Genomic DNA, 23,169 nt, shown 5'->3' with positions numbered 1-23,169 from the left:
GAGAGGAGAGACGCACCATGCCACGCGGATCGAACGCCAGACGGGAACGGCAGTACGAGCACATCAAGGAGAGCGCCCAGGAGCGCGGCGTCGGCGAGGACCGGGCGGAGGAGATCGCGGCCCGTACGGTCAACAAGGCGCGTGCCCGCGCGGGCGAGTCGAAGACCGCGAGCCGCACCTCCCTGGAGGACATCTCCTCGTCGCGGCGGGGCGGACTGCGCTCCCGCAGCGGGGCGGCGGGGCCCACGCGCGACCAGCTCTACGAAGAGGCGAAGAAGAAGAACGTCCACGGGCGTTCGCAGATGACCAAGGACGAGCTGGCCCGGGCACTCGGCCGCTGAGTCGCGCCCGGCCGCCGGGTCCGCGTCACCCGCCCGGCTCGCCCGCCCCTCGCCTCCGTCACCGTCGTACGGCCCCCGGTGCGTCGTCACCGGGGGCCGTACGGCGCGCCGGGGTCAGCCGCCCCAGGTCCAGTCGGCCACCTCGGGCAGGTCCGTTCCGTGCTCGCGCACCCAGGCGTGGTGGCGGGTACGCGCGTCCGCCATCGCCTGGCGCACCGCGACGGCCCGGACGCCGAGTCCGGGCACCCGGTCGATCACGTCCATCACCAGCCGGAAGCGGTCCAGGTCGTTGCGGACCGCCATGTCGAACGGCGTGGTGGTGGTGCCCTCCTCCTTGTAGCCCCGCACGTGCAGATGGGGGTGCCCGGTCCGCCGGTAGGCCAGCCGGTGGACGAGCCACGGATAGCCGTGGTAGGCGAAGATGACCGGGGTGTCCGTGGTGAACACCGCGTCGTACTCCGGGTCCGGCATTCCGTGCGGATGCGCCTCGCGGGGCAGCAGCCGGGTCATGTCGACCACGTTGACCACCCGCACGGCCAGGTCCGGCAGACGCCGGCGGAGGAGGTCGGCGGCGGCCAGCGTCTCCAGCGTGGGCACGTCGCCTGCGCAGGCCAGCACGACGTCCGGCGGGCGGGTGCCGTCCTCGGTGCCCGCCCAGTCCCAGATCCCGGCTCCCCGGGCGCAGTGCACCCGGGCCTCGTCCAGGGTGAGCCAGTCGAAGCTCGGCTGCTTGCCCGCGACGATCACATTGACGTAGTCGCGGCTGCGCAGGGCGTGGTCGGCGACGGAGAGCAGGGTGTTGGCGTCCGGCGGCAGGTAGACGCGGACGACTTCGGGGCTCTTGTTGAGGACGTGGTCGACGAAGCCGGGGTCCTGGTGGGAGAAGCCGTTGTGGTCCTGGCGCCAGACGTGCGAGGTCAGCAGGTAGTTGAGGGAGGCGACGGGGCGGCGCCAGGGCAGCCTGCGGGCGGTCCTGAGCCATTTGACGTGCTGGCTGACCATCGAGTCGACGATGTGGGCGAACGCCTCGTAGCAGGAGAACAGTCCGTGCCGTCCGGTGAGGAGGTATCCCTCCAGCCAGCCCTGGCAGAGGTGTTCCGAGAGCACCTCCATGACGCGGCCGTCGTGCGCGAGGTGTTCGTCGGTCGGCAGGATCCGCTCCTGCCAGGCCTTGGCGGTGGCCCCGTAGACGGCTTCGAGCCGGTTCGAGGCCGTCTCGTCGGGCCCCATCAGCCGGAAGTCGCGGCGTTCGGCGGTCGCGGCCATGACGGACGCCAGGAGGCCGCCCAGCACCCGGGTCGGTTCGTGCAGCACGGTCCCGGGCTTGTCGACGGCGACGGCGTGCTCCTCCAGCGGCGGAATGGGCAGGTCCCGCAGCAGCAGACCGCCGTTGGCGTACGGGGTCGCCCCGAGCCGGGCGGCGCCGCGGGGCACGCAGTCCAGCACCCGGGCGGTGGGGCGGCCCGACGCGTCGAAGAGCTCCTCGGGCCGGTACGAGCGCATCCATGCCTCCAGCTGCCGCAGGTGGCCGGGGTCGTCCCGGACCCCGGGCAGCGGCACCTGGTGGGCGCGCCAGGTCCCTTCGACGGGCACGCCGTCGACCTCGGCCGGGCCGGTCCAGCCCTTGGGGGTGCGCAGCACGATCATCGGCCAGTGCGGGCGTTCGGCGACGCCCGCGGTGCGGGCCGCGGTCTGGATCTCCCGGACCCGGTCGACGGCCCGGTCCATCGCGGCGGCCATCGCCCGGTGCACGGTGAGCGGGTCGTCGCCGCCGACGTAGAGCGGGTCGTGCCCGTATCCGCGCAGCAGGGCGTCGAGCTCGGTCTCGGGGAGACGGGCGAGGACCGTCGGGTTGGCGATCTTGTAGCCGTTGAGGTGGAGGACCGGGAGGACGGCCCCGTCGTGCACGGGGTCGAGGAACTTGTTGGAGTGCCAGGACGCGGCGAGCGGGCCGGTCTCGGCCTCGCCGTCCCCGATGACGCAGGCGACGAGCAGGTCCGGATGGTCGAGGGCGGCGCCGTAGGCGTGGGTGAGGGCGTAGCCGAGCTCGCCGCCCTCGTGGATGGAGCCGGGGGTCTCGGGGGCCACGTGGCTGGGCACCCCGCCGGGGAAGGAGAACTGCCGGAACAGCAGCCGCATTCCGTCGGCGTCCCGGCCGACGTCCGGGTACGTCTCCGAGTAGCTGCCCTCCAGCCAGGAGTTGGCGAGCACGGCGGGACCGCCGTGGCCGGGGCCCCAGACGCACAGCGCCTGGACGTCGCGGGACTTGATGACCCGGTTGAGGTGGGTGTGGACCAGGTTGAGGCCGGGCGAGGTGCCCCAGTGGCCGAGCAGGCGCGGTTTGATGTGCTCGGGGGCGAGCGGCTCGGTCAGGAGCGGGTTGGCCATGAGGTAGATCTGGCCGACCGTGAGGTAGTTGGCGGCCCGCCAGTGCGCGTCGAGTGCGGCGATCTCCTCGTCGGAGGGTCCGGGCGGCGCTGCCGGGTGGGCGGCGTTGTTCATGGCTCTCTCCTGCGGGACGGCACTGGGCGGGACGGCGGTGGGCGGGACGGCGCTGGGCGGGACGGCGGCGAACTGGACGGCGGGCGGTACGGCAGTCGGGTGGGGGCGGACGGCGCCCGGGGCGGGCCCGGCGCTCAGGGGCGCGGACGGCGGTCCGCGGCGGAACGGGCGTCCCGGCGCACGCGCCGGCGGGCAAGCACCGTTGCAGTACTAGGGGCCGTACCAGACCGTGGTCGCGTTGCAGAATTCGCGGATGCCGTGGCCGGCGAGCTCACGTCCGTAGCCGGAGCGCTTCATGCCGCCGAACGGCAGCGCGGGATGGGAGGCCGTCATGCCGTTGAAGAAGACGCCGCCCGCCTCCAGGTCCCGCACGCAGCGGTGGGCCTCGTGGACGTCGCGGGTCCACACGTTGGAGCTGAGGCCGAACGGGCTGTCGTTGGCGAGCGCCACGGCCTCGTCCAGCGAGTCCACGCGGTAGAGGGTGGCGACGGGGCCGAAGGTCTCCTCCCGGTGGACGCGCATCTCGGGGGTGATGCCGGCGAGGACGGTGGGGGCGTAGAACCAGCCGTTCTCCAGCTCGGGTCCCAGGCCCTCGGGCCGGCCGCCGCCGCACAGCACGCGGGCGCCGCGGCGCACCGCGTCGTCCACCAGCTCCTCCAGGTCGGCGCGGCCCCGCTCGCTGGAGAGGGGGCCGACGTCGGTGGAGTCCCGCATCGGATCGCCGACGGTCAGCCCGCGCATGCCTTCGGTGAACCGTTCGGCGAACTCATCGTGGACCTCGCCGTGCACGATGAACCGCTTGGCCGCGATGCAGGACTGGCCGTTGTTCTGCACCCGGGCGGTCACGGCGGTGCGCGCCGCCGCGGCCACGTCCGCCGACGGCAGGACGAGGAACGGGTCGCTGCCGCCCAGTTCCAGGACGGTGCGCTTCACCTCGTCCCCGGCGATGGACGCGACCGAGCGCCCGGCCGGCTCGCTGCCGGTGAGCGTCGCGGCGGCCACCCGGGGGTCGCGCAGGATCGACTCGACCGCGCCGGAGCCCACGAGCAGCGTCTGGAAGCATCCCACCGGGAACCCGGCCCGGCAGAACAGGTCCTCCAGGTACAGGGCGGTCTGCGGCACGTTGGACGCGTGCTTGAGCAGGCCGACGTTCCCGGCCATCAGCGCGGGGGCGGCGAACCGCACGACCTGCCAGAGGGGGAAGTTCCACGGCATCACGGCGAGGACCGGGCCCAGCGGCCGGTAGCGGACGAAGGCCCGGGCGGCGCCGGAGTCCGCCACGTCGGACGGCGCGGGATGCTCGTCGGCGAGGAGTTCCTCGGCGCGCAGCGCGTACCAGCGCATCGCCTTGGCGCACTTCGCGGCCTCCGCGCGGGCCGCCGCGACGGGCTTGCCCATCTCGGTGGTCATGGTGCGCGCGATGTCCTCCCGGTCCCGGTCCAGGAGGTCGGCGGCCATGTCCAGCAGCTGGGAACGCTGTTCGAAGTCGCTGGTGCGCCAGTGGCCGAACGCGGCGTGGGCGGTGGCGAGCTTCCGCTCGATCTCCTCCGGCCCCAGGGGTTCGAACGTCCTGAGCGTCTCGCCGTTCGCGGGGTTGACCGTCGCGATGGGCATGGGTGTGTTCTCCTTGCCTCGGTACTACGACCGTGCCGTGCCCCGCGCCGTCCCGCAACGCGGAGCCCCGCCGGGCCGGGGCGCCGGACCTTCGCGGGCCGGGTCCGCGGCGGCGGGCGTGCCGTCCGCGCCGCGAGGACGCGCCCGGGGCGCCGGACCGGCGCCCACGCGGCCCGCCCGGAGCGGGACCGTCGGCTCAGACCAGGACGGGGGCGGTGTCGGCCGCCGTCGCGGCGCCGGGGAGCGCGTCCGGGACCGTGACGGGCGGGTGGCGGAACTCGCGCCCGCCGGGCAGCGGCGACGGCGGCGCCGTCTCGACGGCGCGCGGCTCCTTGGCGTACCGGGTGAACCAGACGACCTTGCCCTCGGCGGTGCGGCAGGTGCCCCAGCTGTCGCTCAGCGCCATGACCCGGCTGAGTCCGCCGCCGCTGTCGAGCAGCCGCGGCATCTCGGCGCTCCCGTCGGCGACGGAGACCGTGAGATGCCGCCCGGACCAGCGGAGTTCGACGACGCAGGGGTGGTGGTCGCCGACGTGCCGGTGGACGTTGGTCAGCAGTTCCTCCACCCCCCGGCACACCGGCCTGACATGGAGTTCGAGACTCCAGTGGCGGAGATGGGCGGCGACGATGCGCCGCACCTGGGAGACGCGCTCCGCCGAAACCTGGAATGCGACCTGGTAGTGCCGGTCGAGCTGAACGGTCATCGTCGAGGCTCCTCGCATCGGGGGCCCACTGACTTCGCCTCATCGAACCAATGACCCCCCGAACACGAAGAGTGAGCGGATGTCACTTCTGGGTCACTCCACAGCGTGACCCGTTCGAGCGGCCTCCGCAACACGGAGGGCGGTGGCCGGCCGGGCGCCGGGACCCGTCCCGGTCAGAGCAGGTACGGCAACAGCGTGTCCGGGGTGATCGGCAGGCTGCGCAACCGGACGCCGGTGGCGTGCCGGACGGCGTTGCCGACGGCCGCCGCGGCCCCGACGATGCCGATCTCGCCGATGCCCTTGCTGCCCATCGGGTTGAGGTGCGGGTCGTCCTCGTCGATCCAGTGCGCCTCGATCCGCGGCACGTCGGCGCTGACCGGCACGTGGTAGGAGGCGAGGTCGTTCCCGGTGAAGTCTCCGAAGGCGGGGTCCAGGGAGCTCGACTCGGTCAGCGCCATGCCGATGCCCATCGTCATCCCGCCGATGAACTGGGAGCGCGCGGTACGGGGGTTGAGGACGCGTCCGGCGGCGAAGACGCCGAGCATCCGGCGCACCCGGGTCTCCCCGGTGCGGGTGTCGACGGCGACCTCCGCGAAGTGGGCGCCGAACGCGTGCCGCGCGTAGGGGGATTCCGCGGCGGTCTCCGGCCCGGTGTCGGCGTGGACCGTGAGCCCTTCCGGGGGCGGCGGGCCGGTGTGTTCCCGCAGCTGCCGGCGGAGGGCGGTGCACGCCTTGTGCACGGCCCAGCCCCAGGACGCCGTGCCCATGGAGCCCCCGGCCAGCGGGGCGTCGGGCAGTGCGCTGCTGCCGATGTCGATCCGCACCTCCGCTTCCGGGACGCCCAGCGCGTCGGCCGCGATCTGCGCGAGCACGGTGCGGGCGCCGGTGCCGATGTCGGTGGCGTTCACCCGGACGTGGTACGAGCCGTCGGGCGCCGCGTGCGCCGAGGCGCTGGAGGATGTGATGTACACGGGATAGGTGGCGGAGGCGACGCCGCTGCCGATCAGCAGCGGCCCCTCCTCCCGGGCGGCGGGGCTCGGGTCGCGCTCGTGCCAGCCGAAGCGCGCGGCGCCCCGTTCCAGGCAGGCGGCGAGGCCGCGGCTGCTGAAGGGGCGGCCGGAGTCCGGCTCGTGCGCGGGGTCGTTGCGCAGCCGCAGTTCGACCGGGTCCATGCCGAGGGCGGAGGCGAGTTCGTCCATGGCGGACTCCAGCGCGTACATGCCCGGGGCCTCGCCCGGCGCGCGCATCCAGGACGGGCTCGGCACGTCGAGGGCGGTCACCCGGTGGGCGGTGCGGCTGTGCGCGGAGCCGTACAGCACCCGGGCCGGCACGGCCGCCTGCTCCACGAACTCCTTGAGCGTGGAGGTGTGGGTGACGACCTCGTGGATGACCGAGGCGAGGGTGCCGTCGTCCTCGGCGCCGAGCCGGATCCGCTGCACGGTGGGCGCGCGGTGGCCGACGACGGCGGCCATCTGACGGCGCGGCACGACCACTTTGACGGGGCGTCCGGTGCGGCTGGCGGCCATGGCCGCCAGCACGGTCTGCGGGCGCGGGGTGCCCTTGGAGCCGAAGCCGCCGCCGACGTGTTCGGAGACCGCGGTGATCTGCTCGGGGCGGAGTCCGAGGGCGGCGGCGAGGCTGTCGCGGACCGTGGTGGAGCCCTGGCTGGAGTCGTGGAGGACCAGACGCCCGTCGTCGGTCCACCACGCGGTGGTGGCGTGCGGCTCCATGGGGTGGTTGTGCAGGGGGCCCACGGTGTAGACGGCGTCGATCTGGACGGGCGCCGTGGCGAAGGCGCGTTCGGCGTCGCCGCGTTCCCGTACGGCGGGGTAGCCGCCGTTGACGGTCTCGGGGGTGTACAGGCCGGGGTGGTCCTCGGTGAGCAGGACGTCGTGCGCGGCCGTCTCGTAGCCGATCCGGAGCGCCGCGGCCCCGGCGCGGGCCTGTTCGAGCGTGTCGGCGACCACGAGCGCGACGTACCAGCCGCGGTGCGGGACCCGGTCGTTCTGGAGGACGGCGAGGACCGGGTCGTCCGGATCCTTCAGCCGGGGCGCGTCGTGGTGGGTGAGGACGGCGCGCACGCCCGGCAGGGCCAGCGCCTCGCCGGTGTCCACGGACTCGACGCGGCCGCGGGCGATCGTGGCCGGGACGGGCCAGCCGTACAGGCAGCCGGGCGGGGTGTGCTCGGCGGCGTAGCGGGCGCCGCCGGTGACCTTCTCCCGGCCCTCGCGGCGGACGACGGGGCTGCCCAGGGTCGACGGGGGCTGGCTCATGACGGGTCCTCACAGGTGCGGGTCGGTCGTCTGCGGTTCGGTGGGCGGGCGTGGCCGCCGCGGCGGCGGCGGTTCAGCCGGCGGCGAGTTCGGTCAGCACGTCGACGGCCAGGCTGCGGGCGAGGCCCACCTTGAACGCGTTGTCGCGCAGGGGCCGGGCCGCGGCGAGTTCGGCGTCGGCGGCGCGGGCGAAGGTCTCCTCGGTGGCGGGCGCGCCCAGGAGCACCTGTTCCGCGGCGTGCGCGCGCCAGGGCCGGTGGGCGAGTCCGCCGAAGGCCAGCGCGGCGTGCTCGATCCGGCCGTCGCGGACGCCGAGCACGGCGGCGACGGAGGCGAGGGCGAAGGCGAACGAGGCGCGGTCGCCGGCCTTGCGGTAGAGGGAGTTCACGCCGTCCGGGCGGGGCGGCAGGGTCACATGGGTGACGAGTTCGCCCGGCCCGAGCCGGGTGTCGCGGTGCGGGGCGTCGCCCGGCAGGCGGTGGAGGTCGGCGGCCGGCACGCGGCGTTCGCCGTCCGGTCCGAGGAGTTCCACGGTGGCGTCGAGGGCGGCCAGGGCGACGGCCATGTCGGACGGGTGGGTGGCGACGCAGTGCTCGGAGTGGCCGAGCACGGCGAGATCGCGGTGGGCGCCCTCGCGGGCGGGGCAGCCGGTGCCGGGCTCCCGCTTGTTGCACGGCTTGGAGACGTCCTGGAAGTAGGGGCAGCGGGTGCGCTGGAGCAGGTTGCCGCCGGTCGTGGCGGTGTTGCGGAGCTGCCCGGAGGCGCCGGACAGCAGCGCCTGCGACAGGGCGGGGTAGCGGGTGCGCACGGCGGGGTGGGCGGCGAGGTCGCTGTTGCGCACGGCCGCGCCGACGCGCAGCCCGCCGTCGTCGGCGACGGTGACCTCGGTCAGCGGCAGCCGGCTGACGTCGATCAGCAGGCCGGGGGTCTCCACGCCGAGCTTCATCAGGTCGACGAGGTTGGTGCCGCCGCCGAGGTATTGGGCGCCGGGGCGGGCGGCGTGCGCGCGGACGGCCTCGTCGGCGGTCCGGGCGCGGAGGTAGGCGAAGGGCTTCACGGCGCCACGTCCTCGACGGCCTCGACGATGCGGGGGTAGGCGCCGCAGCGGCACAGGTTGCCGCTCATCCGCTCGCGGATCTCGTCGGCGTCGAGCCGTGCCGGTCCGGCCGCCGGGCCGGCGGGCGTCCGGGCGCCGCCGTGTCCGCCTGCGGCGCGGGGGGTGACGCGGGAGGGGAAGCCGTCCGCCGCCTCGCCGAGCATGCCGAGCGCGGAGCAGATCTGGCCGGGCGTGCAGTAGCCGCACTGGAGGGCGTCCCGGTCCAGGAAGGCCTCCTGGAGAGGGTGGAGCCGGCCGCCGTCGGCGAGTCCCTCGACGGTGGTGATCCGGGCGCCGTCGTGGGCCACGGCCAGCAGCAGGCAGCTGTTGGCGCGCCGCCCGTCGACGAGGACGGTGCACGCGCCGCACTGGCCGTGGTCGCAGCCCTTCTTCGCGCCGGTGAGGCCGAGGTGTTCGCGCAGGGCGTCCAGGACCGTGGTGCGGTGGTCGAGGGTCAGGGTCCGTCCGGTCCCGTTGACGTGCAGGGTCAGGGTGGACCGGTCCTCGGCCGTCACCGTCGCGCCCGGCTGCCGCGCACCGTCGTCCCGCCCGTGTGAGGGATCCACTCGCTCGCGCCTTTCAGAGGTGGTTCTGCCCGCTTTCTACCAGACGGGGGTCCGTTTCCCGGCTCATTGCTCCGTAGCGGGGCCGGACCGCGGCCGGGCGTGCCGTCGGCCGCCCGGTCTACCGGCCCGTCCGGCCGGTCAGGCGGAGGCGCACCTCTTCCTCCTGGTCGCCGGAGGCCGTGCCGACGACCCGCACGTCGAAGGCGTGCGCCAGGCTCCGCCGGAGCCGTTCGACCGCCCAGTAGCCGCCCTGCACGTCGATCGAGACGGGCGCGCCCAGCGGGACCGGTCCCGAGACCACCCGCTCCTCGGTGACGTCGACGGTCGCCGTCCAGGCGCTGGGGCGTTTCTCGGCGAGCCTCTCCGGCACGTCCACGGAGGCCCGGTCGGTGGTGAAGGCGGCCCGCAGCGCGTCGAAGACCATGCGCGCGTCGGCGGTGTCGCACCCGCTGATGACGACCGAGACGTCCTCGCCGTGCGGGCTGGGCTCCGTCCGGCTCTCCTCGATGCCGTTCACCGTGATGTCCTCCGCTCGGTGCCGTGGGGTGGGTCCCCTCGCTGGGGGACGACGGTGTGGGCGGGGTCCTTCGCGGAGGCGACGCCCGCCGCGAAGATCCCGAAGCGTGTGCAGGCCGAGCCCGCGAGCAGCGCGAGTCCGGCGCCGGCGGCCGCCGGCCGGCCGCGGCCGGCGAGGAGCGCGGCGCCCGCCGCGCCGGCCGCCGTGAGGACCCGAGCGGTCCGGAGCAGTGCGCCGGCCCGGCCTTCGCGCCAGGTCCCGGCGACCGTGCCGAGCCGCCGTTCGGCCGCCCGGCTCGCCAGGCTCTCCCCCGCGGCGGCGAGCACCGCCGCGCACCGGGCCGGGGTGTTCTCCCGCGCGGGGCCGGTGACCAGGGCCATTCCGGCGGCCGCCGCGGTGGCCGAGGCGCCGAAGAGGTACGGGAGTTCGCGGTGCGCGCCGTGCCAGGCCGGCACGGCCGTGTCGGCGGCGAGGACGGCGGTGTACGTCGCGACGGCGGGGCCCAGCAGCGCGGCGGCGCCGGTGGCCGCGGCCCCGGTCCTCGGCAGCCGTCCGGTGGCGGCGCAGAGAGCGGCGGCGCCCGCGGCCGGCCCGTATCCGGACAGCAGCCAGGAGCCGACGCTCATCGGGGAGGTCGGCTTGAACACCCGCAGCATGTGGGGGAACCGGGCGGGGCGGCCGAGGTCGTGGACGAGCGCGGCGGCCGAGAGGGTGACGGCCGCGAGGGAGGACGCCTTCATCGCGGTGGCCGTCGCGCCGCGGCCGGTGAGGTGCGCCCCGGCCGCGAGCACCGAGCCGGCCCCGGCGAGTCCGCCGAGGAAGAAGTAGCCGGCGATGTCCCGGGCGGACCAGGAGGGCGCCTTGATCACGGGGCGGCCGTAGTACGAGCGGAACTCGGCGCGCGGGACCACCGTCCGCTCGCCCCGCTGCCGGCGGCCGCGCCGGCCGGTGCCGCCCGCGCCCCGGGCTCCGGTCGTCATCGCCGCCCCTTCCGCCGGGCCGGGGCGCAGAGCGCGAAGGACAGCGCCAGGCCGCCGGCCAGGGACAGGGCCGCGGCGCCCGCGTGCCGCCACATGGCGGGCAGGTCCCGGGTGGTGACGACGGGGTCCGGGGGCAGTCCGTAGACCTCGGGGTCGTCCAGCAGCAGGAAGAACGCCCCGTCGCCGCCGACCCCGTTGTCCGGATCGTGGCCGTAGAGCCGGGCCTCGGGGACCCCGGCCTCGTGAAGCCGTTCGACCCGCAGCGCGGCCCGTTCGCGCAGTTCGTCGAGCGGGCCGAACTGGATGGACTCGGTCGGGCACGCCTTCGCGCAGGCCGGTTCCTGGCCGGCGCCCAGCCGGTCGTAGCACAGGGTGCATTTGAACGCCCGGCCGTCCTGGGGGCGTTGCTCGATCACCCCGTAGGGGCAGGCGGGCACGCAGTAGCCGCAGCCGTTGCAGACGTCCTCCTGGACGACGACCGTCCCGAACTCCGTCCGGAACAGGGACCCGGTCGGGCAGACGTCCAGGCAGGCGGCATGGGTGCAGTGCTTGCAGACGTCGGAGGACATCAGCCAGCGGGTCGTCCCGGACCCGTCGTCCGGCGTCCCGGCAGCCCCGGCGCCCGCTGCCGTTCCGGTGAGCGCGGTCTCGTCGGCGGGCGCGGCGGCCCGTCCGGTCTCCCGGCCGGCTCCGGGGTGCGCGTCGGCGTGCGGCGGCCCGGCGCCCCTGTCGGGCGCCGGCTGTTCGACGAAGGCGACATGACGCCAGGTGGAGGCGCCGAGCCCGCCGGTGTTGTCGTACGACATGCCGGTCAGTGCGAGCCCGTCCTCGGGGATCGCGTTCCACTCCTTGCAGGCGACCTCGCACGCCTTGCACCCGATGCAGACCGACGTGTCCGTGAAGAAGCCGACGCGCGGGGGCGGGTCGCGGTGGCCGGCGTCGCCCGCCGGATCGGGCTCGGGCCCGCTGAACAGGTTCTTCCTCACGTCGGGTCCTCCGTTCCGGTGCGCGCCGTGATGCCGGCCCGGCGGCGGTGCTCCGCCACCAGTTCCGGGAGGTCCGGGCCCCTGGGGCGGCGGCCCGGACGGATGTCGGCGGTGAGCGCCTTGTCCTCCTGGATCAGGGCGTTGGGGTCGAGGGCCATGGCCACCAGTTCGTTGGCGGCGTCGCCGGGGGCGATCCCGTTGGGTCCCCAGTGGAAGGGCAGCCCGATCTGGTGCACAGTGCGCCCGTGAACGGTGAGCGGGGTGATCCGCCGGGTCACCATGACGCGTGCCTCGACGGCGCCCCGGGCGGTGACGAGCGTGGCCCAGCCGCCGTGTTCCAGGCCGCGCTCGGCGGCGAGCGCGGGCGAGACCTCGCAGAAGAACTCGGGCTGCAGCTCGGCGAGGTACGGCGACCAGCGGCTCATGCCGCCCGCGGTGAAGTGCTCGGTCAGGCGGTGGGTGGTGACGACGTACGGATAGACCTCCGCGCCGGGCTCGTCCCCGCTGGGGTGGTAGCGGTTCCCCTCCCTCGGGAGGAGGCGGCGGACGGGCGAGCGGGAGCGCGAGGGGTACAGGGCGTTGGTGAACGGCGAGTCCTGCGGCTCGTAGTGCGTGGGCAGCGGCCCGTCCTCCAGTCCCGCGGGGGCGTGCAGCCAGCCCTTGCCGTCCGCCTGCATGATGAACGGGTCGTCGCCGCGCAGCGCGTCGGGGCCGGTCGCGTCGTCGGGCGGGACGTGTCCGGGCGGCCGGTCCACGATGAAGTCCGGGACGTCGTGGCCGGTCCAGCGGCCCTCGTCCGCGTCCCACCACACATACGCCTTGCGGGCGCTCCAGGGCGTGCCGTCGGGCGCGGCCGAGGCCCGGTTGTAGAGGATGCGGCGGTTGGCGGGCCAGGCCCACGCCCACGACGCGGCCACCCAGTCCTGTTCGGTGTGCGGGGTGCGGAGCGCGGCCCGGTTGACGCCGTCGGCGTACACCCCGCAGTAGATCCAGCAGCCGCAGGAGGTGGAGCCGTCGTCCTTCAGCTCGGTGTACGCGGAGAGCGGGGAGCCGTCCGGGGCGCGGCCGTTGATCTCCGCGAGGACGGCGGCCGCCACCGGTTCGTCCAACGCTCCCTCGACGGGGTAGTCCCAGGCCAGGTCCTGGACGGGGCGGTCCGCCGGGTCGGTGGAGGAGGCCAGGCGCGCCTTGACGCGGCGGCCGAGGTGGTACATGAACCACAGGTCGCTGCGGGCGTCGCCCTCGGGTTCGACCGCGGCGTGGTGCCACTGGAGCCACCGGTTGGTGTTGGTGAACGACCCGGACTTCTCGGTGTGGGCGGCGGCCGGGAAGAAGAACACCTCGGTGCCGATCTCGTCGGTGCGCAGTTCGCCGGTCTCGATCTCGGGCCCGTCCTGCCACCAGGTCGCGGACTCGATGAGCGAGAAGTCCCGCACCACGAGCCAGTCCAGGCGCGCCATCCCGAGCCGCTGCAACCGGGTGTTGGCCGATCCGACGGCCGGGTTCTCCCCCATCAGGAAGTAGCCCTCGCAGACGCCGTCGAGCTGCGCCATGACCGTGTCGTACGTCGAGTGGGAGCCGGTCAGCCGGGGCAGGTGGTCGTAGCAGTAGTCGTTCCCGGCGGTGGCCGCGTCCCCGTAGTACGCCTTGAGCAGGCTGACGAAGTAGGCGCGCATGTCGCCCCAGAACCCCTTGCCGGCGCGGCCGGCGGCGACGTACTCGTCCAGGCTCCGGTGGGCGCGGGCGTGCGGCATGGGGAGGTAGCCCGGCAGCAGGTTGAAGAGGGTGGGGATGTCGCTTGATCCCTGGATCGAGGCGTGGCCGCGCAGCGCCTGGATTCCGCCGCCGGGCCGCCCGATGTTGCCCAGCAGCAGCTGGAGCACGGCGGCGGCGCGGATGTACTGGGATCCCACGGAGTGCTGGGTCCAGCCCACGGCGTAGGCGAAGGCGCTGGTGCGCTCGGCCCCGGAGTTCTCGGTCAGCGCGTCGCAGACCTGCCGGAACACGTCGCGCGGGACCCCGCAGATCTGTTCCACCATCTCGGGGGTGTAGCGCGCGTAGTGACGTCTGAGGATCTGGTACACGCAGCGGGGGTGCCGGAGCGTCTCGTCGCGCACGGGCCGCGGGGCGGCGCGGGGGCCGCCGGCGCCGTGCGCCTCGGCGGCCCCCGCCCCGTGGACGGGCTCGGGCGCTCCTCCGCCGCCCCGCTCCTCCGTCGCCCCGTCCCCGTCGGTCCCCCCGGCCGGCGCCCGGACCTCGGCGTCCTCGTACTGCCAGGTCCGCGGGTCGTAGCGGTGGTGTTCCTCGTCGAGTCCGGAGAAGACTCCGTCGAGGTCCTCGGTGTCGCGGAAGTCCTCGCCGACGAGGGTGGCGGCGTTGGTGTACGCCAGGACGTACTCGCGGAAGTCCTTCTCCTCGGTGAGGACGTGGTTGATGACGCCGCCGAGAAAGGCGATGTCGCTGCCCGCCCGGATCGGCACGTGCAGGTCCGCCACGGCGCTGGTGCGGGTGAAGCGCGGATCCACGTGGATGATCCGGGCGCCGCGGGCCTTGGCCTCCATCACCCACTGGAAGCCGACCGGGTGGGCCTCGGCGAAGTTGGATCCCTGGATGACGACGCAGTCGGCGTGCTGGAGGTCCTGCATGAACGTGGTCGCCCCGCCGCGTCCGAACGAGGTGCCGAGCCCGGCGACGGTCGAGCTGTGGCAGACCCGCGCCTGGTTCTCCACCTGCACCACGCCGAGCCCGGTCATCAGCTTCTTGATCAGGTAGTTCTCCTCGTTGTCGAGGGTGGCGCCGCCGAGGCAGGCGATCCCGAGCGTGCGGGCCGTGCGCAGCCCCTCGTGCTCCTGCTCCCAGGTCCTGCGCCGGGTCTCGACGACCCGGTCGGCGACCATGTCCATGGCCGTCTCCAGGTCGAGGGCCTCCCAGTCGCGCGCGTAGGGGCGCCGGTACAGCACCTGGTGGCGGCGGGCCGCCCCCGTGGTCAGCTGGAGCGTCGCGGAGCCCTTGGGACAGAGCCGGCCGCGGCTGATCGGTGAGCCCGGGTCGCCCTCGATCTGCACGACCCGATCGTCCTCGACGTACACCTGCTGCCCGCAGCCGACCGCGCAGTAGGGGCAGACGGACGGCACGACCCGGTCGGCGGTGGCGGTCCGCGGCCGGAGGTCCGCCGTCGCGGGCGACATCACCGCGCGGCCCCTGCCCAGGGGGTCCGGGCCGGTCAGCTGCCGGTACACCGGCCACCGGCGGAGCGGATTGCGCACTCCCATCGCTTCTCCTCCCGGGCGTCGGGGTCCTCTCCGGTCGTGGATCCCCTCCAGGCTCGCCCCTGGGCCGGACGACGGCGACACGAGCGCGGCGGACGGGCGCGGGCGGCGCGCGGCCCCACGGCCCGCCCGGCAGGGCGGATCCTCCCCTCCTCCGCGGGGCGTGCGGGGGCCGCCGCTCACCCGCACGGGGGCCTTTCCGCTCACCCGCATGGAGAGCGAAACTCTTTTGAGGTTCACATCCACTTAAAATATGAATTCACAGCCATGTCTGAGTGATGCACTTTCGTGGGGGTATTCGGGAGGCATGGACGTATCGAACGCAGCCCTCGCCCCACTGGCCCTGTACCTCGCCGACGAACGGAACGCGACGGGGTCGGTGATGGGCGTCGTCGGAATCGCCCTGGTGGCCATGCTGATCGGGGCGGTCTGGCTGGGCAGGAAGCGCCGGGCCCAGGAGCCTCCCCCGCCCCGGCCGGAGGACCAGCCGCCGCGGCCCGAGCACCGCACCCACCTGGAGGAGCGTGATGTCCACGCCGACGACAGCTTCCCGGCCGACGGCAGTGGGCTGTCCCCGTACGAGCTCGGGGACCACGGGAACGAGCCCATCCCCCGGGACACCGACGAACGGCGCGGCTGATCCCGCCCCGCGCACCGCGTCCCGCGCGGGGCCGGACCGCGCGGGACGCGGTGCGCGGGGCCGTGGCGTGTTGCGGTTCCGGTCGCCCGCGGAGAGGCTGGTGGGGCTCCGAGGGCCGGCGGGCACGCGCGGGCCGCACGACCGATGAAGGCAGTGGACCATGACCCGAAGCCGTCCCGGGGCGGTGTCGACACCGGCACCGCTGACCGGGCCCGCAGCGCCCTGCTGGGTCAATCTCATGACCCGCGACCTGAGGTCGGCGCAGGAGTTCTACAGCGCCGTGCTGGGCTGGTCGTTCCGGGCGGGACGGCTGGGGCAGGAGTTCGCCGTGGCGCGCCGCGAGGACGTGCCGGTCGCCGGCATCGGCGCGGTGGCGACGGCCTACCGCGTGGCCGTGGCGTGGACGCCGTATTTCTCCGTTCCGGACGCCGACGCGGCCGCCTCGCGCATCCGTGAGCGCAGCGGCACGGTCGCGGTGGGGCCGATGGCCCTCGGAAAGGGCCGCGGCGCGCTGGCGGCGGACCGCGACGGCGCGGTGTTCGGCATCTGGGAACGCACCGAGCCCGCGACCTCGCCGCCCGCTCCGGACGGCCATTCGCACGCCTGGCTGCGGCTGCACACCAGGAACGCCTTCGACGCGGCGATCTTCTACGGCGAGGTGCTGGACTGGGCGAGCGGCCGCCCCGGCTGCTGCGAGGTGTCGTACGAGGGGGACGAGGTCGTCGTCGACTGCTGCGGGCGGCGGCTGGCCCGGATCAGCTCCGGTGCGGTGGAGGCCGCCCCCGATCCGCTGGTCCGGCCGCACTGGCAGGTCCATTTCCCCGTCGCCGACCTGGACGCGACGGTCGACGCGGCGCGGCGGCACGGGGGAAGCCTGGTCGAGCGGCGGCCGGTGGGAGGGGGCGGCGAGGCGACCCTGCTGGACCCGGACGGCGGGCTGTTCACGGTCACGGACGCCCGGGGCCCCGACATGGCGTGACCGGACGTCCCCCGCCCGCGCCGTCACCGCCGCCGTGTCATTCGTCCCGGCCGGGTGCGGAACGGGCGATCAGCCAGACCGGGAAGAGGAACCAGCAGACCAGGAACCAGAGCGCCATCCCGCCGACCAGCCACAGCGCGAGGGCGTCGTGCAGCGCCACTCGCAGGACGAGCAGCAGCGCGGAGCACATGGTGCAGAACAGCAGGACGAGTCCGAGCAGCGTCAGCCGCGCGGCCAGGGCGACCGTCTGCGGCTTGAGCCGCCGCCCGGTGAGCAGCCGGTGGTACGACACGGGGCCGATGAGGGCGGCGGCGGTGGCGGAGCCCAGCATGACCGTGACCACGTAGATGGTGCGGTCGGTGTCCGACAGCGTCGCGAAGCGCGGCTGGAAGACGACGGCGAGCAGCAGTCCGAACAGGATCTGGACGCCCGTCTGGGCGACCCTGAGCTCCTGGAGGAGATCGGTCCACTGCCGGTCCGCCCGTTCGTCGGGCGTCTCGTGGCGGCCCTCGTCGCGGCCTGAATCGCCGGGGAGCCGAGGGTTCGAGGTCACCGAGGGGCACCGTCCGGATGCGTGGGGTGGCGTACGCGGCCCACCCTAAGGGCTGTCCCGTCATCCGCGGTGGAGCAGCGCGCCGTCCCACGCGGCGCATCGCGGGGCGGCGGGCCGCCCGCATACTGGAGGTGTGCGACCGGGCCGTTCGGGCGTGCGCGGCGAGGAGCCGCGGCCGCCGTCCGCGCCCGCCGGGGATCACGGGACGGGCCTTCCGGCACCTGTCGGACCCCTCGTCCCGGGTCCGAAGAGAACCCTCGACGGCCGGTACGGCCTGCCCGGGGTCTTCCCCGCGGCATCGCGCGCCGGGCACCGGCCGGGCGAGGCGTGGAGGCGCCCATGAGGTGCCCGTTGGAGGCGTTGCACCATGTCCGTCGAGTTGAATCACACCATCGTCCGCGCCCGGGACAAGCGGGAGTCCGCCGAGTTCCTGGCGGGCATACTCGGTCTGGAAGTCGGCGCCGAGTGGGGCCCGTTCGTCCCGCTCGCCACCGCGAACGGCGTCACCCTGGACTTCGCGACCGCTCCCGAGGAATCGATCGTCGCCCAGCACTACGCCTTCCTGGTCTCGGAGGCGGAGTTCGACACGGCGTTCGCCCGGATCGAGGAACTCGGGCTCACGTACTACGCGGATCCGCACCGGGAGCGCCCGGGCGAGATCAACCACAACGACGGCGGCCGGGGCGTCTACTTCCTCGATCCCGTCGGGCACGCCATGGAGATCATCACCCGCCCGTACGGGCGCTCCCCCTCCTGAGATCCAGGATTTCTGGCGCATCGCGCCAGCCTCAGGACACGGGCGGTCCAGGACGCTCATTTGAGTGCCCATTCCGACTCCCCGTCTTCCGTGGCCGGGAGTCCTTCATGACGGCAGACGGCCTCCGGCTGCCGGGGGCTGCGACAGTCGCAGTGAAGGGTGCATGCGCCACCCGACCGGCGGTCAGCCCGTCGGGGTCACGGGGAGGCAGACGGCGTAGACCACGTAGGAGCCCGTGGTACCGGCCGGGTTGTTGAAGGACAGCGTCCAGGTGTCCTCGGCGGACGGGGAGGACTCGTATGGCTGGACCGTGAGGTTGTTGCCCCCGAGGGGCGTCTTCATTCCGCCGCCCGTGACGACGGTTCCCGGCGGGCAGGTCGCGGTTCCCGTGTTGAGTCCGGACGTCAACGTGTAGGTCTTCTGGACGATCTGGGTCGGCAGGGTCGGACCTCCGGGAGGTCCCGGAGGCCCGGGAGGTCCCGGAGGCCCGGGCTTCCCGTGCGGGCAGGTGTTCGGGCAGTTGCCGTCCCCTCCGTGGCCGTCCTCACCGCTGGCCGCGGCCTGGGCCGACATCGCTCCCATCAGCAGCGCGGCGACCAGCACGGGCAGGGCCGCACTCCGCAGCAGGGCTGTGTGTTTCCGTCTCAATCCACCCCCCTGGGTTGTTCGGCTTCCGGGCTCACCCCGCACATCGGGCGGGAGCAATAAGCGAGCGAGATGCCTGAAAAGGCTTGGACATGGAGATCTGAACACGGCCAAGGCAGCTCCGCCAGCGAGGAGATGCTCTGGGGGCCGCCCCGTGCCGAGAGTCGACGTGGACACCACCGGGACCCGGTCGTCGGCATCGTCGAACTCGCCCTGCCACCCGGCCCGCCCGGCCGGCGTTGCGGCTCCTCCGGCCTCCCCGGTACGAGCAGGGCGAGAGTGCTGCGCGCTTCGCGCCGTAGCGTGCGGCGTCGGGCGAGGGTCGCGATGAGGGCGAGAGGGGAGACCGTGCCCCCGTAGAAATCCGGGGGGCCGGCCGGGCCCCACGGGTCTCCGGCGGGCCTCTCCGCTTCGGCCTCCCCTGCGGTCCCTCGCTCCGGGCGGGGGGCGTGCGGGCGAGCCGCTCCGGAAGCCCGACGGGTCAGGCGACCGGCAGGAGCAGTTCGGGCCGGTCCCAGGCCACGGCGGGCGGTCTGGCCGCGAGGGTGCCGGTCCGCCGGGCGCCCATGCTCCGGTAGAAGCCCTCGGCGGGCGGATGCGAGACGACCCGGACGGCGGTCAGACCGGTGCGCCGCGCCTCGTCGCGCAGGTGCCCGATGAGCAGCCGCCCGATGCCGAGCCCCTGCGCCTGGTCGGCGACGAACATGAGGTCGAGTTCCGGCGGGTCGAGGATCAGCGCGTAGAAGCCGAGCGGCCGGTCGTCGGCGCCGACCGCCGCGAAGACGCGATGGGTCTCGATGTAGTCGGGCCCCACCCGGTAGCCGGCGACCATGCTCGCGTAGCGCCCCTGGTAGGCGCGGGAGGTGCGCACCATCCGGGTGAGCTGCGGGGCGTCCCGCTCCATCGCGCGCCGGACGCGTATGCCGTCGTGCGCTCCGCCGCCCCGGGACGTAATGCTCGTTTCCATGGCCAGAGCATTACACACTCGCTCGCGGCCCCGGCCGCCCGCCCCTCCCGCACACCGTCGCGGCGGGACCGCGGACGGCGGGACGGGGCAGAGGAGCCGGGGCGGCGGACGACGGGGAGGGGCCGCGGGTCCCCATGGCTCGGAACGGCGGGCGGCGGGGCGGGCCCCGGGGTCAGGACGGTGGACGACGGGCGGCGCGCCACTCCTCGACGAGGGCCTCGACGTCGAACGGGCGGAGGTTCAGCGCGGGACCGGGCGGGGGCCTCCTGAGGGCCGCCCGGATCTTGTCGTCGACCTCCGTCAGCATGCGCCGAACCTCCGCCTCCGTCCGCGCCCCGGCGACGGCTTCCCGTACGTCCTCCGCCTCCTTGCGCAGCGCGAGCGCCGGCGGAAGCACCGACACCCCCTCCTGATGCAGCTTCCGCTTGACCCACCAGTTCTCGTCGTAGGGGGCGGCGAGGCCGTCGATCGGCTTCCCGAATCCCGGCAGCCGCGAGACGTCCTCGCGCTGCTCGGACTCACGGATCTGTTTGTCGACCCAGGACTCGAAACTCACGCCCGGTGGCTTGCGTTCGGTCAAGACGCCCCCTTCGACAGGGTTCGGAATCCGACTTCTTCCACGGTACCCAGGGAACCGCGGCCCGCCGCCTCCTCGCCGACACTCCGCGACGGACGGCGGGTCACCGCCGGCCGACCGGCCCGCCGCCCCGCCGAACGGTCGTGGCGCGGTCGCGGCGCGCGCTCAGGCGGACATCACGAGACCCTCGCGCAGCCGCTCCACCGCCGCCGCCGGAATCCGCAGGCCGTCGCGCACATAGCCGTCCAGCCCGCCCCAGCGCTCGTCCACGGCGTCGAGCGCCACATCGAGGTAGCGAGGCCGGACCTCGAGGATGGCGGACGCGATCTCGGGGTCGCCCCCGGCGTCGAGGAAGCCCCGCACATACGGCGCGCACGTGCCCCGCGCGTCCTCGTTCACCGCGAGGAACTCCGCCTGCACGACCTCCCGCGACGCGCCGAGCAGCATCAGGAGCAGCGCGGCGGCCCAGCCGGTGCGGTCCTTGCCCGTCGTGCAGTGGAACAGCACCGGCCGGGCCCGGTCGTCGGCCGCCGTCTCCACGAAGGCCCGGTAGGCGGCGGCCGCGCACGGCGAGAGCACCATCCGCCGGTACGTGCCGGCGAACACCTCCTCGGCCTTCCCGTTCCCCAGCAGCCGGTGCGCCGCCACCGGGTCGGCGAGCAGGGCGCGCAGCCGGGCGGGGGCGACCCCCGGGTTGTCGCCGAGCACGTCGGCGACGAACAGCCGCGCGCCCGGCGGCAGCCGGTCGGGAGCCGCCGCGCGCTCGTCGGCGGTCCGCAGGTCGACGACGGTACGGATGCCGAGCGCGGCCACCGCCGTGTCCCGCTCCACGTCGAGCGCGCCGAGCCCGCCGGAGCGCAGCACGGCCCCCGGCCGCACGCACCGGCCGGGCTCCAGGGCGATGCCGCCCAGGTCCCGCAGATTGCGGACGGTGGACGCCGGGACGGCTCTGGCGGTCTGCACGATGAACTTCCCCTTCGCCCGGCATTCCGGAATGACCCGATATCACCGCCTCAAACGTCGCACGCGGCCGGACCTTTCGACAAAGGAAAACGCCGCTGGGACGCCGTTCGGGGAACGGCCGAGCCGCCGGGGCCCGAGGGCGGCGGACGCGCCCCCGCTCCCGCTCCCGCCTCCGCCCCCGCCTCCGTCGCCGTCGCCGTCGCCGTCGCCGTCACAGCGACCGCCCCGCCCCTCACGGTCGACCGCCCCGCCCCCTCACGGTCACAGGGGGACGACGGTGACCTCGGTGGCCTTGACGCCGGTCCACACGGCCACGCCCTCGCCGAGCGCGAGTTCGGCCGCCGCCCCGGGGGTGATCTCCGCGACCAGATCCGGCGCCTCGCCGGAGCCGATCACCAGTCGCATCCGGCCGCCCATGGCGGTGAGTTCGCGGACCGTTCCCGGCCAGGCGTTCCGGGGGCTGCCGGCGGGCCGTTCGCGGTGGACGGACACCGCCTCGGGCGGGATGACCGCGAGCGCCGCCGTGCCCTCGGGCAGCGGGTCCGCGACGACCAGCCGGCCGCCCCCGGCCAGGGCGAGCGTCCCGTCGGCGGCCGCGGTGCCCGGCCAGGCGTTGCGGCCGAGCATGCGGGCGACCCAGGGCGAGCGGGGGTGCCGGGTCACCTCGGCCGGCGGCGCGTCCTGGAGGGCGCGGCCGTCCTCCAGCACGAGGACCCGGTCGGCCAGGGACACCGCTTCGACGGGGTCGTGGGTGACGATCAGGCAGACGCCGCCGAACCCGGCGAGATGGGTGCGCAGGGTGTGGCGGACCCGGGCCCGGGTGGTCTGGTCGAGCGCGGCGAGCGGCTCGTCGAGCAGCAGCAGCCGGGGGCGGGCGGCGAGGGCCCGGGCCAGCGCCACGCGCTGGGCCTGTCCGCCGGAGAGCTGGGCGGGGCGGCGGTGTGCGAGGTGGCCGACGCCCAGCCGGTCGAGCCACTGCCGGGCCTCGCGGCGGGCCCGGGCCCGGGGGACGCCGCGGGCGCGGAGCCCGTACGCCGTGTTCGTCAGCGCGGTCAGATGCGGGAAGAGGGCGCCGTCCTGCGGCACCCAGGCGACCTGACGGCGGTGCGGCGGCGCGGCGGTGACGTCGGCGTCGCCCAGCCGCAGCACGGCCCGGGAGCGGGGGGTCAGGCCGAGGAGGGCGCGCAGCAGCGTCGTCTTGCCCGCCCCGTTGGGGCCGACGACGGCGATCGTAGTGCCGGGGGCGGCGTCGAGGGTGAGCCGGTCGAAGCCGGTGACGTCGGCGTGGAGGGAGCAGCGGGCCCCCGGGTCCGGCGCCCGGTCCCCGACGCCGGTCGGCGGGGTCGGGAGGTCCGTGTCGCCCGGGTCGTCCGGTGCTGCGGCCGGGGCGCGGGAGCGGTCGCGGGGGGCGCCGGTCCAGCGGCCGCGCAGGGCGACGAGGACGGCCATGGCGATGGCGAGGAGCAGCAGCGAGACGGAGGTGGCGGCCTCCGGGGACTCCTGGAGGAGCAGATAGACCTGGAGGGGCAGGGTCTGCGTGGTGCCGGGCAGGTTGCCCGCGAAGGTGATGGTCGCGCCGAACTCGCCCAGGGCCCGGGCCCAGGTGAGCGCCGCTCCGGCGGCGAGCCCGGGGGCGACCATCGGGAGCGTGACCGTGAGGAACACCCGGATCGGTGAGGCGCCCAGGGAGGCCGCGGTCTCCTCGTACGAGGGCCGCAGTCCGGCCAGCGCCCCCTCCAGGCTGATAACGAGGAACGGCATGGCGACGAAGGTCGCCGCGACGACCGCGCCCGAGGTGTGGAACGGCAGGGTGACGCCGAAGGCGTCCTCCAGCCAGGGGCCGAGCAGGCCCCGGCGGCCGAACCCGAGGAGGAGCGCCACGCCCCCGACGGTGGGCGGCAGCACCATCGGCAGCAGGACCAGCGAGCGCACGACCGCCTTGCCGGGGAAGTCCGCCCGGGCCAGCAGCCAGGCCAGCGGCACCCCGAGCAGCAGTGAGAGCCCCAGTGCCCAGAACGAGACCAGCAGCGACAGCCGGAGCGCCTGGGTGACGGCCGGGGCGGTGAGGTGCGCGCCGAGGCCGGCCCAGTCGGTGCGGACCAGGACGCCGATCAGCGGCATCAGCAGGAACGCGACGGCGAGCAGCGCGGGCAGGGCCAGGGCGGCGGGGGTGCGCGCGCCGGGCGGGCGGCTGCGGAGGGCTCTCATCGGGGGTCCCGGGGCGTTCGTGCGCGGGGCCCG

20 protein-coding genes are annotated in these 23,169 nt (G+C 74.8%); 4 read left to right on the top strand and 16 right to left on the bottom strand.

From position 1 onward, the window contains the following. The first annotated feature begins 17 nt into the window (after positions 1 to 17). Positions 18 to 341: a plasmid stabilization protein gene (locus WA762_RS05075; RefSeq protein ID WP_335933234.1), complete on the top strand. Its 324-nt coding sequence runs from the start codon at positions 18 to 20 to the stop codon at positions 339 to 341. Positions 342 to 455: 114 nt separating this feature from the next. Here WA762_RS05075 and WA762_RS05070 read toward each other — a convergent pair whose 3' ends face one another. The 10 genes from WA762_RS05070 to fdh all read right to left on the bottom strand — a co-directional run bounded on the left by WA762_RS05070 (position 456) and on the right by fdh (position 14,850). After that, a complete protein-coding gene (locus WA762_RS05070; protein ID WP_335933232.1) occupies positions 456 to 2,843 on the bottom strand; it encodes a phosphoketolase family protein in 2,388 nt (795 codons plus the stop codon). Between the two features lie 210 nt (positions 2,844 to 3,053). After that, positions 3,054 to 4,457: an NADP-dependent succinic semialdehyde dehydrogenase gene (locus WA762_RS05065; protein ID WP_335933231.1), complete on the bottom strand. Its 1,404-nt coding sequence runs from the start codon at positions 4,455 to 4,457 to the stop codon at positions 3,054 to 3,056. A 196-nt stretch (positions 4,458 to 4,653) separates the two neighbouring features. Next, on the bottom strand, positions 4,654 to 5,160 hold the full coding sequence (locus WA762_RS05060) for an ATP-binding protein (RefSeq protein WP_335933230.1): 507 nt from the start codon (positions 5,158 to 5,160) through the stop codon (positions 4,654 to 4,656). Between the two features lie 173 nt (positions 5,161 to 5,333). After that, positions 5,334 to 7,433: a xanthine dehydrogenase family protein molybdopterin-binding subunit gene (locus WA762_RS05055; protein WP_335933229.1), complete on the bottom strand. Its 2,100-nt coding sequence runs from the start codon at positions 7,431 to 7,433 to the stop codon at positions 5,334 to 5,336. A 73-nt stretch (positions 7,434 to 7,506) separates the two neighbouring features. Beyond that, positions 7,507 to 8,490 (bottom strand): FAD binding domain-containing protein, encoded by a 984-nt coding sequence (locus tag WA762_RS05050; RefSeq protein ID WP_335933228.1) that lies wholly within the window; start codon positions 8,488 to 8,490, stop codon positions 7,507 to 7,509. Then, on the bottom strand, positions 8,487 to 9,095 hold the full coding sequence (locus WA762_RS05045) for a 2Fe-2S iron-sulfur cluster-binding protein (RefSeq protein ID WP_443080514.1): 609 nt from the start codon (positions 9,093 to 9,095) through the stop codon (positions 8,487 to 8,489). The genes WA762_RS05050 and WA762_RS05045 overlap by 4 nt, the downstream gene beginning before the upstream one ends. A 118-nt stretch (positions 9,096 to 9,213) precedes the next feature. Continuing rightward, entirely contained in the window at positions 9,214 to 9,612 is a 399-nt protein-coding gene (locus WA762_RS05040) for a hypothetical protein (RefSeq protein ID WP_335933227.1), read from the bottom strand. Next, entirely contained in the window at positions 9,609 to 10,592 is a 984-nt protein-coding gene (gene nrfD, locus WA762_RS05035) for an NrfD/PsrC family molybdoenzyme membrane anchor subunit (protein WP_335933225.1), read from the bottom strand. The genes WA762_RS05040 and nrfD overlap by 4 nt, the downstream gene beginning before the upstream one ends. Further along, the gene (locus WA762_RS05030; protein WP_335933224.1) at positions 10,589 to 11,578 is read right to left on the bottom strand and encodes a 4Fe-4S dicluster domain-containing protein; all 990 of its coding nucleotides are present in this window, start codon (positions 11,576 to 11,578) and stop codon (positions 10,589 to 10,591) included. Before WA762_RS05030 ends, nrfD begins: the two co-directional genes overlap by 4 nt. After that, on the bottom strand, positions 11,575 to 14,850 hold the full coding sequence (gene fdh, locus WA762_RS05025; RefSeq protein ID WP_335933223.1) for a formate dehydrogenase: 3,276 nt from the start codon (positions 14,848 to 14,850) through the stop codon (positions 11,575 to 11,577). Before fdh ends, WA762_RS05030 begins: the two co-directional genes overlap by 4 nt. A 304-nt stretch (positions 14,851 to 15,154) precedes the next feature. Between fdh and WA762_RS05020 the strand changes: the two genes are divergently transcribed. Together WA762_RS05020 and WA762_RS05015 are read left to right on the top strand one after the other, a co-directional pair. After that, entirely contained in the window at positions 15,155 to 15,487 is a 333-nt protein-coding gene (locus WA762_RS05020) for a DUF6479 family protein (protein ID WP_335933222.1), read from the top strand. Between the two features lie 160 nt (positions 15,488 to 15,647). Next, the gene (locus tag WA762_RS05015) at positions 15,648 to 16,466 is read left to right on the top strand and encodes a VOC family protein (protein ID WP_443080513.1); all 819 of its coding nucleotides are present in this window, start codon (positions 15,648 to 15,650) and stop codon (positions 16,464 to 16,466) included. Positions 16,467 to 16,503: 37 nt separating this feature from the next. Here WA762_RS05015 and WA762_RS05010 read toward each other — a convergent pair whose 3' ends face one another. Further along, positions 16,504 to 17,019 carry a DUF6328 family protein gene (locus tag WA762_RS05010; RefSeq protein WP_335933220.1) on the bottom strand — a complete coding sequence of 172 codons (516 nt, stop codon included), beginning with the start codon at positions 17,017 to 17,019 and terminating at the stop codon, positions 16,504 to 16,506. Positions 17,020 to 17,386: 367 nt separating this feature from the next. On the opposite strand from WA762_RS05010, the gene WA762_RS05005 reads away from it, so the two are divergent. Continuing rightward, on the top strand, positions 17,387 to 17,776 hold the full coding sequence (locus WA762_RS05005; protein WP_335933218.1) for a VOC family protein: 390 nt from the start codon (positions 17,387 to 17,389) through the stop codon (positions 17,774 to 17,776). A 183-nt stretch (positions 17,777 to 17,959) separates the two neighbouring features. On the opposite strand, the gene WA762_RS05000 is transcribed toward WA762_RS05005, so the two are convergent. The 5 genes from WA762_RS05000 to WA762_RS04980 form a co-directional block, all read right to left on the bottom strand. Beyond that, positions 17,960 to 18,424 carry a hypothetical protein gene (locus WA762_RS05000; RefSeq protein WP_335933216.1) on the bottom strand — a complete coding sequence of 155 codons (465 nt, stop codon included), beginning with the start codon at positions 18,422 to 18,424 and terminating at the stop codon, positions 17,960 to 17,962. 478 nt (positions 18,425 to 18,902) lie between these two features. Further along, positions 18,903 to 19,388: a GNAT family N-acetyltransferase gene (locus tag WA762_RS04995; RefSeq protein ID WP_335933215.1), complete on the bottom strand. Its 486-nt coding sequence runs from the start codon at positions 19,386 to 19,388 to the stop codon at positions 18,903 to 18,905. 172 nt (positions 19,389 to 19,560) lie between these two features. Beyond that, complete coding sequence (locus WA762_RS04990) at positions 19,561 to 19,968, bottom strand: DnaJ family domain-containing protein (RefSeq protein WP_335933214.1); 408 nt, start codon at positions 19,966 to 19,968, stop codon at positions 19,561 to 19,563. Between the two features lie 162 nt (positions 19,969 to 20,130). Beyond that, positions 20,131 to 20,928 (bottom strand): tyrosine-protein phosphatase, encoded by a 798-nt coding sequence (locus WA762_RS04985; protein WP_335933213.1) that lies wholly within the window; start codon positions 20,926 to 20,928, stop codon positions 20,131 to 20,133. Positions 20,929 to 21,189: 261 nt separating this feature from the next. Further along, the gene (locus WA762_RS04980; RefSeq protein WP_335933211.1) at positions 21,190 to 23,136 is read right to left on the bottom strand and encodes an ABC transporter permease; all 1,947 of its coding nucleotides are present in this window, start codon (positions 23,134 to 23,136) and stop codon (positions 21,190 to 21,192) included. Between the last annotated feature and the right edge of the window lie 33 nt (positions 23,137 to 23,169).

This window comes from Streptomyces tyrfis, from assembly GCF_037034285.1.
Classification (GTDB): Bacteria; Actinomycetota; Actinomycetes; order Streptomycetales; family Streptomycetaceae; genus Streptomyces.
This window is presented reverse-complemented; position numbering and strand designations above follow the sequence as displayed.